This is a genomic window from Streptomyces sp. NPDC029041 (genome assembly GCF_040637515.1).
GTDB lineage: Bacteria > Actinomycetota > Actinomycetes > Streptomycetales > Streptomycetaceae > Streptomyces.
Map to the genome: position 1 here is coordinate 167678 of NZ_JBEZWO010000005.1, position 14912 is coordinate 182589.

Sequence of the window (14912 nt, forward strand, 5' to 3'; positions counted from 1 at the left end):
AGACCCCCGTGACCGTCGCCGCTTCCCGCGCCGCCGAAATCCTGTCCCGGCCCGTAACGCTGGGCGGCCTGACCGTTCCGAACCGGATCGCGATGGCGCCCATGACCCGCATGTTCTCCCCGGGCGGCGTCCCCGGCGAGGACGTCGTGTCGTACTACGCGCGCCGCGCCGCCGGAGGAGTCGGCCTGATCGTCACCGAGGGCACCTACGTCGGCCACGAGTCGGCCGGGCAGAGCGACAGCGTGCCGCGGTTCCACGGTGACGAGCAGCTCGCCGGCTGGGCGAAGGTCGCCGAGGCGGTGCACGCCGCCGGCGGCACGATCGTGCCGCAGCTGTGGCACATCGGCATGGTCCGCAACCAGGGCGAGCCCCCGTTCGCCGACGCCCCGGCCGTCGGCCCCTCCGGCCTGCGCATCGGCGCCGACGAGCCCACCGGCAAGGCCATGACCCAGGCCGACATCGACGCCGTGATCGGCGCGTTCGCCGAGGCCGCTGCCGCCGCCGAGCGCATCGGCTTCGACGGTGTCGAACTGCACGGCGCCCACGGCTACCTGCTCGACCAGTTCCTCTGGGAGGGCACCAACCGCCGCACCGACGCCTACGGCGGCGACCGCGTCGCCCGCGCCAAGCTCTCCGAGGAGATCGTCGCGGCCGTCCGCGAGACCGTCTCCGCCGACTTCCCCGTCATCTTCCGCTTCTCCCAGTGGAAGCAGGAGGCCTACCGCGCCCGCCTCGCCGAGACGCCGGAGGAACTGGAGTCCATCCTCGCGCCGCTGGCCGCCGCCGGTGTCGACGCCTTCCACGCCTCCACCCGCCGCTACTGGGTCCCCGAGTTCGACGACTCGGACCTCAACCTGGCCGGCTGGACCAAGAAGCTCACCGGCAAGCCCACCATCACCGTCGGCTCCGTCGGCCTGGACGGTACCGACTTCCTCAAGTCCTTCCAGGGCGAGAGCGCCGAGGTCGGCGACCTCGACAACCTCCTCGACCGCTTCGAGCGCGACGAGTTCGACATGGTCGCCGTCGGCCGCGCCCTGCTCCAGGACCCCGAGTGGGCGCGCAAGGTGCTGGACGGCCGCTTCGAGGAACTGGCCGCGTACGACCCGGCGGCGCTGAAGACCCTCAGCTGACCTCCCTCCGGACGGGGTGTCTGGATCGGCCTGCGCCGATCAAGGAGACTGATCGGACGTTTGTTCACCGGCACCCCTTGAGGAGACCCCGCAGATGACGACGACCGACTCCCGCCCCTCGCCGGGCGGCCCCTCAGAGCAGCCCGGCCCCGTGGTGCGCACCACCGCCGGTGCGTTACGCGGACGGAACGAGGAGGGCCTCGCCGTCTTCCGCGGCATCCCCTTCGCCGCGCCGCCGGTGGGCGAGGCCCGCTTCCAGGCCCCGCGGCCCGCCCCCGCCTGGGACGGCATACGCGACGCACACGCCTTCGGCCCGCCGCCCCCGCAGGACCTCGGCCTGATGGGCGGTCCGGGTCTGATCGACGTGCCCCAGGGTGACGACTGGCTCACGGTCAACGTCTGGACCCCCGAGCCCGACCCGGCGGCCCACCGCCCCGTGCTGGTGTGGATCTACGGCGGGGCCTACAAGTTCGGCCACGCCGGCAGCCCCGGCTACGACGCCCGGCACATCGCGACCGACGGTGACGTGGTCGTCGTGTCCCTCAACTACCGCGTCGGCATGGAGGGCTTCGCCCACATCGAGGGAGCGCCCGCCAACCGCGGCCTGCTCGACCAGGTGGCCGCCCTGGAATGGGTGCGGGACAACATCGCGTCCTTCGGCGGCGACCCCGGCCAGGTCACGGTCTTCGGCGAATCGGCCGGCGCCGGTTCGGTCGCCGCACTGCTCTGCATGCCCCGGGCCGCCGGTCTGTTCCGGCGGGCGATCGCGCAGAGCGTGCCGGGGACGTTCTTCTCCGACGCCCTGGCCCGCGACATCGGCACGGCCCTCGCCGCCGAGGTGGGCCTGCGCCCCACGGTCGCCGACCTGTCGACGATCGCCCCGCGCGAGCTGACCTCGGCGGGCGAGGCGCTGGGTCTCAAGATGCCCCAGTACACCGACCGCTGGGGCCAGGCGGCGCCGACGGTCACGCCGTTCTCTCCGGTGGTCGACGGCGAGGTGCTGCCGGCCACGCCGTGGCAGGCGCTGGCGGCCGGTGCGGCGAAGGACGTGGAACTGCTCGTCGGCCACAACCGCGACGAGTACCGGCTGTTCGTCGCCATGGCCGGCCAACTCGGGCAGATCAGCCAGGAGCGGGCGGCCTCGGCCCTCCGTCTCTTCGCCCCCGGCCCCGACGGTGAGCAGGCCTACCGCGCGGCCTTCCCGGAGTCCTCCCCTTCGGAGCTCTATGAACGTGTCCAGACGGACTGGCTGTTCAGCATGCCCACCTTGCACCTCGCCCGGGCGCAGCGGGCGGGCGGCGGACGCGCGCACCTCTACGAACTGACCTGGCCCGCCCCGGGCAACGGCGGCGCGCTCGGCGCCTGCCACGCCCTGGACATCCCGCTGCTGTTCGGCACGTTCGGGGCGGACCTGGGGCTGCTGCTCTTCGCGGGCACGGAGCCGTCCGCCGAGGCGCTGTCGCTGTCGTCCCGCTTCCGCGCGTCCTGGACGTCCTTCGCGCGTTCGGGCGACCCGGGCTGGCCGGCGTACGACGACGAGCGGCGGCTGGTGCAGGTGCTGGATGCGGAGCCGGAGGTGCGGGCGTACCCGGAGGAGGCGTCGCGGCGGCTGTGGGAGGGGCACGAGTTCCGGCCCCTGCCGCTGCTGGCATGACCTACAGGTTGCCCATGGGTTCGATGTCGACCCGCATCGGCGTCCCCCACACCCGCAGCACCTCGTAGTCGGTGAACTCGTGCACCAGCCGGTACGCCATGGCGGCCCGGGGTGCCTTGCGCTGGGCGGCGATGAACAGCTCCGCCTCGCGGCGGTCCCGGCGCGGGGTGCCGCACAGCTGCCAGGCCTGGCCGTTCCACAGCTCCGCCAGCCAGCGCTGCTGGGGCTGGGGGCGGTCGCCGCGCACGCCGTAGCGGGACGGTGCGGGCTCGGTGGGCTGCTGCTGGGGGGTGGGCCCGTTGAACTCGGCCCGGCGGGCCGCCCTGCGCCGCGTCTCGCACAGCAGGCACAGGTCGGGGGCGGCCTCGTCGACCGGGCCGTTCGGGTGCTCGGGGCAGCGTGTGCTGGGCGCGGCCGTGGTGACGCTGTCCTCCAGCAGGTCCAGCGCGCGCTTCAGGTCGGCCTTGACCTCGTGCAGTTTGCCGTCCGGGGTGTCGGAGGTGAGGGCCTCGCCGTGCTCGCCGATGACACGGAGGGCACGGCCCAGGGCGGTGAGCTGAGCGTGGTTCATGGTGCCCATTGTCCTCAGTCGGAGTAGTCCTTGAGTTTCCCGGTGTCCAGGGTGATGTCGACGGGGGCGGGGAGCTCGACGGTGGCGCCCCAGGGGTGTGGCGTGACCTGCCGGTAGCGACCGTCTCTCGGCTCGCTGAAGACGGTGAGGGTGTGGTTGTCGCGGTCGATGAGGAGATCTCCACGGCCATGAGGGAACCGGTAGGAGCCGTCATGTATGTGTCCTCTCTTCTCGTCGCTGGTGCATCGCAGTGCGGATCTGGGCCGCGTGCTCGTGGACTGCGGGGGCGGGCAGTGGTGCGGAGGGTTGCGCGGGGGCGCGTTCGCCCCGGCAGGTGCTGCAACGCCCCCCTGGCAGGGTTTCCGGGCGGCCCGGGGCGCCGCAGTTCGAGCACTCCAGGACTCGGAGAGGCGGACGTGGGGCGGGTGGAGGCGGGAGTTTGCCGGTCAGGCGGTTGCGGACCAGGCCGGCGGGGTGGTGGACGGGCGTCGGCAGGCCGGCCGTGAGCGCACGCAGGACGTCGTCCTCCGAGGCGCCCCGTTCGAACCAGCCCGTCACGAGTGGGGCGAGGGTCGCGCAGTCCGCCTCGGAGAGGGTCAGGACGGGTGCGGTGCGGCCGAGGGCGGCCAGGAGGACGTGGGCGCGGGAGCGGGTGGGGCGTGCCGGCTGTTGCGGTACGTCGCCGCGGGTGAAGGCGGTCCACCAGTCGTCATCCCGTGCGGTGCGGGACCACCACGAACGGGTGATCCACCGGGAGCTGCCGTCGTCGGCCGTGATGCACTCCCGGCCCCGGCGCAGGTGGCCCGCCTGCTGGATGCGGTTGAGGGCGGTGCCGAGGGCGCACTGGCCGTAGGGGAGGTGTTTGGCCAGCGTTTTCACGGAGATGTCGGCGCCGTCGGGGAGCCGGTCGAGGTACGTGGCGATGGCGGCTTCGCGGGGTGAGAGGTGGGCGAAGTCGTGGTTCGTGCGCGAGGGTTGGCCGGGGGTCGTGCGTTTGCCGTAGCCCGGGCCCGCCATGGGGTGCGCGGACGGGGAGGCAGCACTAAAGTTGGCGTCAGCCATGGGATCGACTGCTTTCGATCTCGTTGGTTAAGCCCCCGCAGGTGTTGGCGCACCGGGCGGGGGCTGTTGCTTTTGTGCAGGGAACGTTAGACGCGCGTGACTGTCCGTGGCAAGTCGGATGCTCCGCGTCAACCCACCGGGTGGGAGGGTGGGTTGAAGCCCACCACCCATTCCTTGAAAAGAGGGCTCGAAGCCCGGGTCCCGAAGCTCAGGCTGTCTCGTCCTTGAGGTTCTCGACGAATGTGGTCCAGGCGGTGGCGCGGAACACGAGCTTCGGGCCTTCGGGGTTCTTGGAGTCGCGAACGGGGATGAGGGAGCGGTGGCCGTCGGCTATTTCCAGGCAGTCGCCGCCGCTGCCGCCGCTGTAGCTGGACTTGTACCACTCAGGCGTGTTCCTCATGGCCGTAATCCTGCGCGATGTCTTCGATGAGAGCCAGGGATCCGCCCGGGGAGAGGGCGCAGGCGGTGAGGAGCTGGAAGGTGCGCCGCTGATGGTGGACGGTTGCCGGGTCGTCCTCCAGCCGTCCCGTGCCGACTCCTTCGAAGTAGAGCAACGGAGGCGCGTCCTCGAAATCCATCAGCTTCATGGAGCCCTCCATCGACGCGTGGGCTCCCGCGCCGAACGGCAGCACCTGCACGATGATCCGGTTCCTGTGGATCAGGGCCGTGACATGGCGTAGCGCTCCTGCCATGATCTCTCGCCCACCGGTCTCCCTCCGCAGTGCAGCCTCGTCAATCACCATCCACAACAACGGGCTTGTTGGATCGTCGAGGATGCGGGCCCTGTCCATCCGGGCGGTCACCAACTCCTCGATCACCTCCTCCGGTGCTGTAGGCCGGTAGGCGCGGAACACCGCCCGTGCGTACGCAGGGGTCTGTAGCAGTCCGGGAATGAGGAGCGGCGCGAACTGCCTGATCTCCGCAGCTGCCGCCTCCGCCTCCGCCGCCTCCGCAAAGTGCTCCGGATACTTCGACTTCGCCGCAGCCCCACAGTTCCGCTGAAAGAAGTCCCCCGCCCCCAACTCCTCATCCAGCAACCGCGCGTACTCCGCCTGCAACCTCCGCGTCCCCGCCTCCAACTGCCCGATGAACGACCCGCTCACGAACAGCCGCTGGCCCAGTTCCTCCTGGCTCAGGCCGGCCTTCTCGCGGGCGTGACGAAGTTCCGCGCCCAGGAGGGCCCGCGGGGAGGAGGACGGGTCGAGATCCCTGGAGCCGGGCATGGGCAACTCCCTGTCGAACAGATCGGGTTGTTGGACCGCCGTATCTGGCCAGGCTAGGGGCACTTCGGCCACGCTGTGTGGTGAACCGAGAACTCAGCGTGGAGGTAGAAGGAAGTGTGTTCGACCGAAGAGATCGTGCAATCGCTGCGGGACGCCCTCGCCGGAGTCGGGGTCGTGCTGCCGTCGCTGGGCGTCGACCCCGTGACCGGGGCGAGTGACGAGCCGTTCGCCCTGGTCGATCTGGGGCGGTGCAACGTACGGACGGCCGAGCACCTGACCGAGGTGCTGCGCTCGCTGCCCGTGAGGGAGACCCTGCGGGCCCGTGTGCGGCAGGTCAACCAGGAGACGAAGTCACGGTGAAGTAATGGCCAACGGTAGATGTACAACCATTCGCCCTTCACCGCCGTCGAACAGGCGTATCGCGCATACACCGGCGTTCGCCCCACCGCTCGCCACTCCGGAAAACACATCCTTTCCCCAGAGGAATCCTGTCTTATGACGTTCCGTTGGCTGTGCGGTGTCCTGCGTGTGCGTGGGAAGACCGACCTTCTGCTCGTGTTCCTGTTCGCCGCCGGATTCGCCGCGCTGCCCGTCTTCGCGCTGCTTCCGTCGCTGTGGGGCTTCGCCGCCGCCTCGGCGGTGACGTACGCCGCCGACGAGGTGCTGCACACCCGCTCACCCGCTTTCGTGCGGCGGCTGGCCGCGCTGCAGCTGACCCGCACGCTGCGGTTCGCCGTGCGGACGGTGATGCTGCTGGCCCTGGCCGAGCGCATGGACGCGCCGGACGCGGTGCTGGTGGCCGCGCTGGCCGTGCTCAGTGCCCACTTCACGCTGGTGGTGCTGTACACGGCGGTGCATCACGCCATCCGGCGGCGGCGCATCCTGCCGGTCGTCGTGCGCAACCTCGACATGAGCGGGGCGGGCATACCGACGCCCCCGCCCGCTCTTCTCTACCGGCGGTTCCTGCGCAAGCTGCTGCACCTGGACCTGCCCGCCCACGCGGGTCTGCTCGTCGCGCTCGCGGCGGGGGCCTGGGAGCCCGCGGGCATCGGTTTCGCACTCACCGCCGGGCTCGCGGCCGCAGCCGTCGCGGCGCTGCTGGGACAGCTGCGCCGGGCCCGCCGGATGCCGTCGGGTGACGAGGTGATCGCCGAGGTGAACCGCCAACTCGCCGGCTACCGGCCGGAGGTGGCGCTGTACTTCAGTTTCGCGTCCGTGTCCCGGGACTTCATGTACCAGGTCAACATGTGGATCGAGACGCTGGAGCAGCTCGACCGGCGGCCGCTGATCATCCTGCGGGAGCGGGCCTCGTTCCGTTACCTCGGCCGTACGTCGATCCCGGTCGTGTGCGTGCCGAAGGCCGACGACGTGGCGCAGCTGGAGCTGCCCGAACTGCGGGTGGTGCTCTACCCGGGCAACGCGGGCAAGAACGTGCACATGCTGCGCGTCGCCGAGGCCAAGCACGTGTTCATCGGGCACGGCGACAGCGACAAGCTCGCCAGCAGCAACCGGGTCAGCAAGGTGTACGACGAGATCTGGGTGGCCGGGCGGGCCGGGCGGGACCGCTACCAGCGGGTGCGGCACGCGATCAGCGACTCGGCGATCGTCGAGGTGGGCCGCCCGCAGCTGTCGTCGATCCGGCTGCACGCCGACCATGTGCCGGGGCCGCTGCCGACCGTGCTGTACGCGCCGACCTGGGAGGGCTGGAGCGACGACGACTGCCACACGTCGCTGATCCCGATGGGCGTGCGGCTGGTCGAGAAGCTGCTCGCCGAGAACGTACGGGTCCTCTACAAGCCGCACCCCCTCACCGGGAAGCGCTCGCGTGGGGCGGCCGAGGCGGACCGGGCCGTCCGGGAGCTGCTGCGCGCCGACAACGAGCGGCGCGACGCACGGGAGGCCGAGGCCGCTATGGCCGCCGCCCGGCCGCGGCTCGCCGAGATCCAGGCCCGGCTCGGCGAGTTGTCGGGGCGGCTCAGGGGTGACGACGCGCAGCAGACGCGCGAGGCCCGGGTGGCCGGCCTGGAGGGGGAGGCGGAGTGGCGCGAGCTGCGTGCCGCCTGGCACCGGATCTTCTGGGAGAGCCGGGGCCCCGCCCGGCACCAGGTGATCACTCGGCAACTGCCCACGCTGTACGCGTGCTTCGACCAGGCGGACATCCTCGTCAGCGATGTGTCGTCCGTGGTGGCGGACTTCGTGGCGAGCCTCAAACCGTACGTCCTGACCAACGCGAACGGCCTGAGCGACGAGGCGTTCCGGGCCGCGTACACCACCGCCGGGGGCGCTTACCTCCTCGACCGGGACTGCGACCGGCTGCCGGAGATCCTCGACTCGGTACGCGAGCCGCGGCACGACCCGATGGCACCCGAGCGCCGGACCCTCAAGGAGTACGTCCTGGGCCCGGACCGCCCCACCTCGATGGAGCGCTTCAACGCGGCGGTCAACGCCCTGGCCGACAGGGCGTTGGAAGAACAGGAGGAAAGGCACGCGGACGAGGAGGAGGTGCTCCTCCAGCTCTCCGGCTGATCGGGCTTGACCCTCACGCCGCGTGAGGCCGGAGGGTGGGGTGCATGAGCGACTACTACAACGCGTTCGAGATGAGCCCTGTGCCCCCGCCCGGTCCTGACGCCGTCGCGCCGGAGCCGTTCCGCGGCATCTACGGCATGCCCGCGTTCGTGACGATCCCCACGAGCGATCTGGCGGCTTCGGTGGACTTCTGGGTCCGCGGGCTCGGGTTCTTCGAACTGTTCAGCATTCCCGGCACGTTGACGCACCTGCGCCGGTGGGCGTTCCAGGACGTCCTCCTCGTCTCGGCGGAGAGCGTTCCCGAGCAGGCACCGGCGATGAGCGTCAGCTTCGCGTGCGTGCTCGGCGAGGTCGACTCCCTCGTCGAGTCCTGTCGTGCGCTGCGGCCGGACTCGGTCGACGGCCCCCGGGACACTCCCTGGACCACCCGCGACGTGGAGGTGATCACGCCCGAGAACGCGCGGATCGTGTTCACCGCGGCCAAGCCGTTCGACCCGGACAGTCAGGAGGCGAAGGACCTTGCAGCAGTCGGCATCACCCCTTCGGACGCCGGTCGCGGTGACAATGGGGGGCATGCCTGACGACCCCGACACCGATGGACTGACCGTCGGTCAGGTCTCGGCGCGGCTGGGCGTGACGGTCCGCGCGCTGCACCACTGGGACGAGATCGGGCTGGCGCGTCCGTCCCTGCGCACGGCCGCCGGCTACCGGCTCTACACCGCCGGTGACCTGGAACGCCTGCACCGCATCGTCGTCTACCGGGAGATCGGACTCGGCCTGGACCGGATCGGGGCCGTCCTGGACGACCCGACCGTGGACGTGCCGGGCGCGTTGCGGGCGCAGCAGGCCCAGGTCGCCGAACGGATCGAGCGGCTCCAGCGGCTCAGCGCCGGACTGGACCGGATGCTCGACGCCCATGAGCGGGGCGTGCTGCTGACCGTCGAGCAGCAGGCCGCGATCTTCGGCCCCGAGTGGGACCCGGACTGGCCGGTGCAAGCCCGTCAGCGCTACGGGCACACGGTGCAATGGCAGCAGTACGCCGAACGCTCGGCCTCCCGGAGTCCGGAGGAGTGGCAGGCCGTCGCCGACACGGTGGCGGCCCTCGACCGGGCCCTCGGGGAGGCGATGGACGCCGGTGTCACCGCGGGCAGTCCGCAGGCGCACCGGCTCGTCGAGCGGCAACGCGAGGTGTTCACCGCGTACTTCCCCCTCACCCGGCAGATGCAGGTCTGCCTGTGGCGCATGTACGAGGACGACCCGGGTTTCACCGCCCACTACGACGGCATCCGCCCCGGCCTCGCCGCGTGGTTCCGCCGGATCGTCGACGCCGACGCCCGGTCCCACGGCATCGACCCGGACACCGCTGCCTGGCAGTGAGGCACGGCTAGGACGCCGACGCGGGCCGGAGCCGGGACGCCAGACCCTCGAAGTAACTGCGGTGCACGGAGGTCAGGTCGACGTGCTCCGGGTCCAGCAGCCAGAGCAGGTGGGCCCCTTCGAGGAACGCGGCCGTCTCGGCGGCCAGGACGGCCGGGTTCAGTTCCGTGCGCGCGGAACCGTCGGCCATGGCGCGCGTGAACAGGGAGGCCAGGTGCGTGCGCAGGGCCCGGCCGCGGTCCCGGAACCAGGTGTGCAGCACGGATCCGGGATCCAGGTTCTCCGCCGTGAGGGTGGTGTGCAGGGCGGCCAGGTCCCGTTCGGTGGCGGCGGTGTGCTCGGCGTCCCGGATGAACCAGTCGAACGCCTCGTCCAGGGTGGGTTCCGCGTCCGACGGGATGGACAGCCGTTCCAGGGCGCGCCGGTCCGCCTCCTCCAGCACGGCTCGCACGAGAGCGTCCTTGCTGCCGAAGTGGTGGATGAGAGCGGACGGGGTGACGCCGGCGCGCTCGGCGACGGCGGCCACCCCGGTGCCGCGGACCCCCTGGCGCGAGAACAGCTCGATCGCCGCGTCGACCATGGCGCGGCGGCGCTCCACGCCACGCCTCTGCACCTGTCCCTTGACACCCGCCATGGGGTCAGCGTGCCCGTACCGCACCGCGGCGTCCAACTCCCCTCCACAGAGAAAGCGGGTGCGCACCCTGCCCCGACCCATTAACCTGAACGACCATGCAGGAAAATGAATCGAAGAACGCATGCCCGCCGGGTCGCGAGCGGATGGTCCACACGGCGGACATCGAGCTGTGGACGGAGGACTTCGGGGAGGCGGAACACCCCGCGGTGCTCCTGGTGATGGGCGCACAGGCGCAGGGCATCCAGTGGAACGACGGCATCGTCCGCCGCCTCGTCGACGGAGGCCGCAGGGTCATCCGGTACGACCACCGCGACACCGGACGCTCGTCCGGGGTCGACTTCACCGCCCGGCCCTACACCGTGGCCGACATGGCCTCCGACGCGCTCGCGGTCCTGGACGGGCTCGGAGTGGAGCGGGCGCACGTGGTGGGCGCGTCCCTCGGCGGCATCATCGGCCAGCTGCTGGCCGTCACCCACCCGCACCGGGTGCTGACCCTGACGAGCCTGTCGTCGCAGCCCCTCGGAACGGACACGGCGGCGGCAGTCCTGCGCGCCCTGGAGGGGGCGGCTCCGCTCCCCGGCGAACTGCCTCCGCCCGAGCCCGAGCTGCTGGCCACGCTCGCCTCGGCCTTCCCCGAACCGCAGGCCGGCCTGGAGGCCCACCTCGCCGCCCGGCTGCCGCTGTGGCGTGTCCTGCACGGTGCGGTGCTGCCGTTCGGCGAGGAGGAGTACCGCGCGATGGAGCAGCGGGTGTACGAGCGGGCGCGTGATCTGCGGGCAGCGCTCAACCACACGCTCGCGGGGGCCGCCCCCGTCGGTTCCACGGCGGACCTGGCCTCCGTCACGGCGCCGACGCTGGTGCTGCACGGCACGGAGGACCCGATGTTCCCGCCCGCGCACGCCGAAGCCACCGCCGCGGCCGTCCCCGGTGCCCGCCTGGTCCTGATCGAGGGCATGGGCCACACCCTGCCCTCGGCACTGGACGACCGCCTGGCCGACGAGATCCTCCGTCACACGGGGCGGGTGGCACACGCGACCGCCTGACGGCAGGTCCTACGGGCGAGCCTCCAGGGCCGCCCTCAAGTGGCCGCCGGACTCCTCCAGCAGGCGGGCCGCCGTCGGGCCGTCCACGTCGGCCAGCAGGGTCAGGATGGCGTTCTTCACCTCGCCGCCGGTGGCCGCCAGGGCACGGTCGATCTCGTCGTCCGCGGCGCCGGTGGCGAGGGCCACGATCCGGTGGGAGCGGGCACGGAGCTTGTCGTTGGAGGCACGGACGTCGACCATCAGGTTCCCGTAGGTCTTGCCCAGCCGGATCATCGTGATCGTCGAGATCATGTTGAGGACGAGCTTCTGCGCCGTGCCGGACTTCAGGCGGGTGGAGCCCGTGAGCAGTTCGGGGCCCACCACGATCTCGATGCCGTGGTCGGCGGCCGCCGCGAGCGGGCTGCCCGGGTTGCAGGCGAGGCCGACGGTGAGGGAGTGGCGGGCGCGGGCGTGCTCGACCGCGCCGATGGCGTACGGGGTGCGGCCCGAGGCGGAGATGCCGACCACCGTGTCGTCGGGGGTCAGGGTGAGGGCGTCCAGGTCCGTACGGGCCAGTTCGCGGGAGTCCTCCGCGCCCTCGACCGAGGTGACCACGGCGCCCGGGCCGCCCGCGATCAGGCCGACGACCCTGGCGGGATCGGTGTTGAACGTGGGCGGGCACTCGGAGGCGTCCAGGACGCCCAGCCGGCCCGCCGTTCCCGCACCCGCGTAGACCAGCCGGCCACCCCGGGCCATCCGCTGCGCGACCGCGTCGATCGCGGCGGCGATCTGCGGCAGCCGCGCCGCGACCGCCCCGGCCACCGTGGCGTCCTCCCCGTTCATCAGCCGGGCGATGTCCAGGGTGGGCAGCCGGTCGATGTCCGCGAGCTCCGGCCGGAAGGCCTCGGTGGTCAGGGACTCCAACTCGGTCCTGAGGTCTCGGGGGTGGGAGGTGGAGGTCATGGACGGCTCTTTCCGTGTCTTTCCGGTGCTGGGCGGGGCGGCTGCCTCAGGAACGGTGCCGGTGGGCCAGCGCCTCGTACGACGCCGACAGCGCCGGCGCCGCCTTCTCGTACGTCCGCTGCGCCACCCCCACGAACAGGCAGTCCACCACGAGGAGCTGACCGGTCCGGGACGACATGGCCGCCGGGCGCAGCTCGCTCTCCCGTGCGGTGGACGTGGTGAGGACGTGGTCGGCGTACTGCGTGACCGGACCGTCGGGGCGGCCGGTGATCGCCACCGTCGTCGCCCCGCGCTCGAAGGCCACCCGCAGCGGCTCTATGACGTCCCCCGTCGACCCGGAGTGCGTGACGGCGATCGCCACGTCGCCCGCGCGCAGCTGCACGGCGTTGGTGACGGCCAGGTGCGGATCGCTGTGGGCGTGCGCCATCAGCCCTATGCGCAGCAGCTTCTGCGTGAGGTCCTGCGCGACCAGGCCGGAGGCCCCGACCCCGTAGACGTCGGTGCGGCGGGCCGTGGCCAGGGCGGCGACGGCCGCGGCCAGTTGGACCGTGTCGAGACCGGCGGCCGTGTCGGCGAGGGTCTGCTGCTCGTCGTAGGCGAGCTTCGCGACCACGTCGGCGATCGGGTCGTCCACCGCGATGTCCGTCGTGATGGCCGGTGCGCGGCCCGACTGCTGCTGGGCGGCGAGGCCGGCGAGGGCCAGGCGCAGGTCCCGGTAACCCGGATAGCCCAACAGGCGGGCGGTGCGTACGACGGTGGCCTCGCTGGTGCCGGTGAGCTCGGCCAGGCCGGTGACCGTGAGGGCCGCGCAGCCCGCCGGGTCGCTCGCGACGGCCTCGGCGACGCGCTGCATGGAGCGCGTCATCGACGGGCCCAGCGTGCGGACCTTGGCCGCGAGGGCGGCCGGGGCGGGCGGGGCGCCGCTCGCCCCGGAGGAGCCGCCCCGCTCACGGGCGAAAATTTCCTTCACGTCACGGGTCACGATTGAAAGATATTTTCGGCGCGGCGTCCGGGTCAAGAGTGCGCACAATGGGTGCATGGAACCCATCAGCCCCCTGGAGCAGGCGCTGCACGCCGCGCGCGCCCTCGTGCTGGCCGACCTCATGGCGGGCCGCGTCGCCGACGCGGACGTCGTGTCGCTGGTCGAGGAGTCCGTCAAGCAGCGGCGGTGGTGGGTCGAGCAGTGGCCGGAGGGCGCCCGGTACGTGGCCGGCCTGGTCGCGCAGGACGTCCAGGACGCCCTGCTGGACCGCTACGGCCGCTGGCCCCTGTGCCCGGTGTGCGGCACCGGCGGCCCGCATGCCCTGGACGTGGAACCGGAGTTGGGGCCCGACCCGCACTGGGTGTGCAGCGAGGCGGGCGTGAAGGTCGCCGCGGTGGGTTCGCTGGGCGAGGCCATCGGCGGCCCGGCGTCCTCGTGAGGCCCCGGTGACGATCTACATCGACCCGCCGACCTGGCCCGGCCACGGCCGCCTGTGGTCCCACCTGATCAGCGACGTCTCCTACGACGAACTGCACACCTTCGCCGCCCGCCTCGGCGTCCCGCCCCGGGCCTTCGAACGCGACCACTACGACATCCCCGACCAGCGGTACGCCGACGCGGTGCGGGCCGGTGCCGTGGAGGTCAGCAGCCGCGAGGTGGTACGGCTGCTGCACGCGGCCGGGCTGCGGCGGCCCAAGGGCCGCTACCCCTCCCGGGACGCGCGCAGCTCGTAGCGCAGATGCTCGGGGTCTTCGGCGACCCGGGTGAACCCGGCGCGCGAGAGCACGTTCTGCGACGGCAGGTTGTCCCGCTCGACGTTCGCGACCACGGTCCGCACCTCGCCCAGCCGCAGCGCCCAGGCCGCCAGGGCCCGCAGCGCCTCGGTGGCGTAGCCGTGGCCGCGGGCACCCTCGACCAGGTCGTAGCCGACCTCGACCCGGCCCGCCTCGTCCGGGACGGTGTGGAATCCCATGGCGCCGATCGCGCGGCCGTCCTCGCGCCGGACCAGCACGTACGTGCCCCACTCCGGCCGGTGGACGCCGTCCTCGTACTGCTTGTACACCAGCCCGGTGCCGACCCGGGTGCCCTCCATCGGGCCGCCCTCGATCCACTCGAAGCCGCCGTCGCCGACCGTGGACAGGTCGGCCGCGGCCGCCGGGGTGACCCCCTCCAGAGTGAGCCGCTCGGTGCCGATCACCAGGTTGTTGTTCCAGCGCCACTCGGTGAGCGGGGCGCGGCCGGGCAGCTCCCCGCGGCCGGTGGCCCACCGCAGGGTCGGCCACGGGGTGGGCCCCGGCTGGACGTGCGGGAAGATCCGGGTGAGCACGAACTCGCACAGCTCGGGCGCCGGTTCGTACGGCACGCCCAGCCCTTCGGCGATGTCGTGCGTGTGCAGCAGCACCTCGGCCACGCCCATCGCGGCGAAGCCCTCACGGTTCGCGCTGCGGAACGGATACGGGTGGAAGGCCCGCACGTCCCGCGGGGTGGTGCGGACCGCCGCGGCGAGCAGGGCACCCGTCGTGCGGATCACCTGCACCGCGCCCGCGTTGTCGGTCCCCTCGTCCAGCGAGATCTCGAACGGCGTGTACCCCTCGGGCTCCCGCCCGGCCAACTGTCCCGCGTACGCGATGAGATCGCTCGCGATGTGCACGGCCGTCCCCCGGCAGCTCCACTCCAGCCGCCCGGCCCGAACGCCCTCCCAGTCCCGGTCCGTGACCGCCCCCAACAGGCCCACGCACTCGGCGACGGCCTGCTCCACCTGTTCCGC

General features: G+C 72.2%; 17 protein-coding genes. 9 read left to right on the top strand and 8 right to left on the bottom strand.

The window, feature by feature from the left end; all coding sequences use genetic code 11:
* Positions 1 to 8 precede the first annotated feature (8 nt).
* Positions 9 to 1130, top strand: coding sequence for an NADH:flavin oxidoreductase (locus AB0F04_RS14135; protein ID WP_362041121.1), 1122 nt, complete (start codon positions 9 to 11; stop codon positions 1128 to 1130).
* Between the two features lie 94 nt (positions 1131 to 1224).
* Entirely contained in the window at positions 1225 to 2784 is a 1560-nt protein-coding gene (locus AB0F04_RS14140; RefSeq protein ID WP_362041123.1) for a carboxylesterase family protein, read from the top strand.
* A 1-nt stretch (position 2785) separates the two neighbouring features.
* On the opposite strand, the gene AB0F04_RS14145 is transcribed toward AB0F04_RS14140, so the two are convergent.
* The 4 genes from AB0F04_RS14145 to AB0F04_RS14160 all read right to left on the bottom strand — a co-directional run bounded on the left by AB0F04_RS14145 (position 2786) and on the right by AB0F04_RS14160 (position 5640).
* A complete protein-coding gene (locus AB0F04_RS14145) occupies positions 2786 to 3355 on the bottom strand; it encodes a hypothetical protein (protein WP_362041125.1) in 570 nt (189 codons plus the stop codon).
* Positions 3356 to 3565: 210 nt separating this feature from the next.
* On the bottom strand, positions 3566 to 4372 hold the full coding sequence (locus AB0F04_RS14150; protein ID WP_362041933.1) for a hypothetical protein: 807 nt from the start codon (positions 4370 to 4372) through the stop codon (positions 3566 to 3568).
* Between the two features lie 253 nt (positions 4373 to 4625).
* Positions 4626 to 4817, bottom strand: a complete 192-nt coding sequence (locus AB0F04_RS14155; protein WP_362041127.1) for a DUF397 domain-containing protein — start codon at positions 4815 to 4817, stop codon at positions 4626 to 4628.
* A complete protein-coding gene (locus AB0F04_RS14160; protein ID WP_362041128.1) occupies positions 4801 to 5640 on the bottom strand; it encodes a helix-turn-helix transcriptional regulator in 840 nt (279 codons plus the stop codon). Before AB0F04_RS14160 ends, AB0F04_RS14155 begins: the two co-directional genes overlap by 17 nt.
* 114 nt (positions 5641 to 5754) lie before the next feature.
* Between AB0F04_RS14160 and AB0F04_RS14165 the strand changes: the two genes are divergently transcribed.
* The 4 genes from AB0F04_RS14165 to AB0F04_RS14180 all read left to right on the top strand — a co-directional run bounded on the left by AB0F04_RS14165 (position 5755) and on the right by AB0F04_RS14180 (position 9543).
* Positions 5755 to 6000: a hypothetical protein gene (locus AB0F04_RS14165; protein ID WP_362041130.1), complete on the top strand. Its 246-nt coding sequence runs from the start codon at positions 5755 to 5757 to the stop codon at positions 5998 to 6000.
* A gap of 135 nt (positions 6001 to 6135) precedes the next feature.
* Positions 6136 to 8166, top strand: coding sequence for a hypothetical protein (locus tag AB0F04_RS14170; protein ID WP_362041133.1), 2031 nt, complete (start codon positions 6136 to 6138; stop codon positions 8164 to 8166).
* 44 nt (positions 8167 to 8210) lie between these two features.
* Positions 8211 to 8747, top strand: coding sequence for a VOC family protein (locus tag AB0F04_RS14175; RefSeq protein ID WP_362041135.1), 537 nt, complete (start codon positions 8211 to 8213; stop codon positions 8745 to 8747).
* Entirely contained in the window at positions 8740 to 9543 is an 804-nt protein-coding gene (locus AB0F04_RS14180) for a MerR family transcriptional regulator (protein WP_362041137.1), read from the top strand. The genes AB0F04_RS14175 and AB0F04_RS14180 overlap by 8 nt, the downstream gene beginning before the upstream one ends.
* A gap of 7 nt (positions 9544 to 9550) precedes the next feature.
* On the opposite strand, the gene AB0F04_RS14185 is transcribed toward AB0F04_RS14180, so the two are convergent.
* Positions 9551 to 10177, bottom strand: a complete 627-nt coding sequence (locus tag AB0F04_RS14185; RefSeq protein WP_362041138.1) for a helix-turn-helix domain-containing protein — start codon at positions 10175 to 10177, stop codon at positions 9551 to 9553.
* A gap of 95 nt (positions 10178 to 10272) precedes the next feature.
* Here AB0F04_RS14185 and AB0F04_RS14190 point away from each other — a divergent pair, with 95 nt between their 5' ends.
* A complete protein-coding gene (locus AB0F04_RS14190; RefSeq protein WP_362041140.1) occupies positions 10273 to 11220 on the top strand; it encodes an alpha/beta fold hydrolase in 948 nt (315 codons plus the stop codon).
* 9 nt (positions 11221 to 11229) lie between these two features.
* Here the strand turns inward: AB0F04_RS14190 and murQ are convergent, their stop codons facing one another.
* A complete protein-coding gene (gene murQ / locus AB0F04_RS14195) occupies positions 11230 to 12162 on the bottom strand; it encodes an N-acetylmuramic acid 6-phosphate etherase (protein ID WP_362041142.1) in 933 nt (310 codons plus the stop codon).
* Positions 12163 to 12208: 46 nt separating this feature from the next.
* Positions 12209 to 13144, bottom strand: a complete 936-nt coding sequence (locus tag AB0F04_RS14200) for a MurR/RpiR family transcriptional regulator (RefSeq protein WP_362041143.1) — start codon at positions 13142 to 13144, stop codon at positions 12209 to 12211.
* 55 nt (positions 13145 to 13199) lie between these two features.
* On the opposite strand from AB0F04_RS14200, the gene AB0F04_RS14205 reads away from it, so the two are divergent.
* The gene (locus AB0F04_RS14205) at positions 13200 to 13583 is read left to right on the top strand and encodes a hypothetical protein (protein WP_362041145.1); all 384 of its coding nucleotides are present in this window, start codon (positions 13200 to 13202) and stop codon (positions 13581 to 13583) included.
* A gap of 7 nt (positions 13584 to 13590) precedes the next feature.
* A complete protein-coding gene (locus tag AB0F04_RS14210; RefSeq protein ID WP_362041148.1) occupies positions 13591 to 13878 on the top strand; it encodes a DUF4031 domain-containing protein in 288 nt (95 codons plus the stop codon).
* Here AB0F04_RS14210 and AB0F04_RS14215 read toward each other — a convergent pair.
* The gene (locus tag AB0F04_RS14215) at positions 13848 to 14903 is read right to left on the bottom strand and encodes a GNAT family N-acetyltransferase (protein ID WP_362041935.1); all 1056 of its coding nucleotides are present in this window, start codon (positions 14901 to 14903) and stop codon (positions 13848 to 13850) included. The two genes, AB0F04_RS14210 and AB0F04_RS14215, sit on opposite strands and share 31 nt — an antisense overlap.
* Between the last annotated feature and the right edge of the window lie 9 nt (positions 14904 to 14912).

Bases quoted from the DNA above. Each gene is read 5' to 3' on its own strand.
- AB0F04_RS14185 (WP_362041138.1), bottom strand. From the start codon at position 10,177: ATGGCGGGTGTCAAGGGACAGGTGCAGAGGCGTGGCGTGGAGCGCCGC.
- AB0F04_RS14160 (WP_362041128.1), bottom strand. From the start codon at position 5,640: ATGCCCGGCTCCAGGGATCTCGACCCGTCCTCCTCCCCGCGGGCCCTC.
- AB0F04_RS14180 (WP_362041137.1), top strand. From the start codon at position 8,740: ATGCCTGACGACCCCGACACCGATGGACTGACCGTCGGTCAGGTCTCG.
- AB0F04_RS14205 (WP_362041145.1), top strand. From the start codon at position 13,200: ATGGAACCCATCAGCCCCCTGGAGCAGGCGCTGCACGCCGCGCGCGCC.
- AB0F04_RS14150 (WP_362041933.1), bottom strand. From the start codon at position 4,372: ATGGCGGGCCCGGGCTACGGCAAACGCACGACCCCCGGCCAACCCTCG.
- murQ (WP_362041142.1), bottom strand. From the start codon at position 12,162: ATGACCTCCACCTCCCACCCCCGAGACCTCAGGACCGAGTTGGAGTCC.
- AB0F04_RS14155 (WP_362041127.1), bottom strand. From the start codon at position 4,817: ATGAGGAACACGCCTGAGTGGTACAAGTCCAGCTACAGCGGCGGCAGC.
- AB0F04_RS14140 (WP_362041123.1), top strand. From the start codon at position 1,225: ATGACGACGACCGACTCCCGCCCCTCGCCGGGCGGCCCCTCAGAGCAG.
- AB0F04_RS14190 (WP_362041140.1), top strand. From the start codon at position 10,273: ATGCAGGAAAATGAATCGAAGAACGCATGCCCGCCGGGTCGCGAGCGG.
- AB0F04_RS14170 (WP_362041133.1), top strand. From the start codon at position 6,136: ATGACGTTCCGTTGGCTGTGCGGTGTCCTGCGTGTGCGTGGGAAGACC.
- AB0F04_RS14175 (WP_362041135.1), top strand. From the start codon at position 8,211: ATGAGCGACTACTACAACGCGTTCGAGATGAGCCCTGTGCCCCCGCCC.
- AB0F04_RS14145 (WP_362041125.1), bottom strand. From the start codon at position 3,355: ATGAACCACGCTCAGCTCACCGCCCTGGGCCGTGCCCTCCGTGTCATC.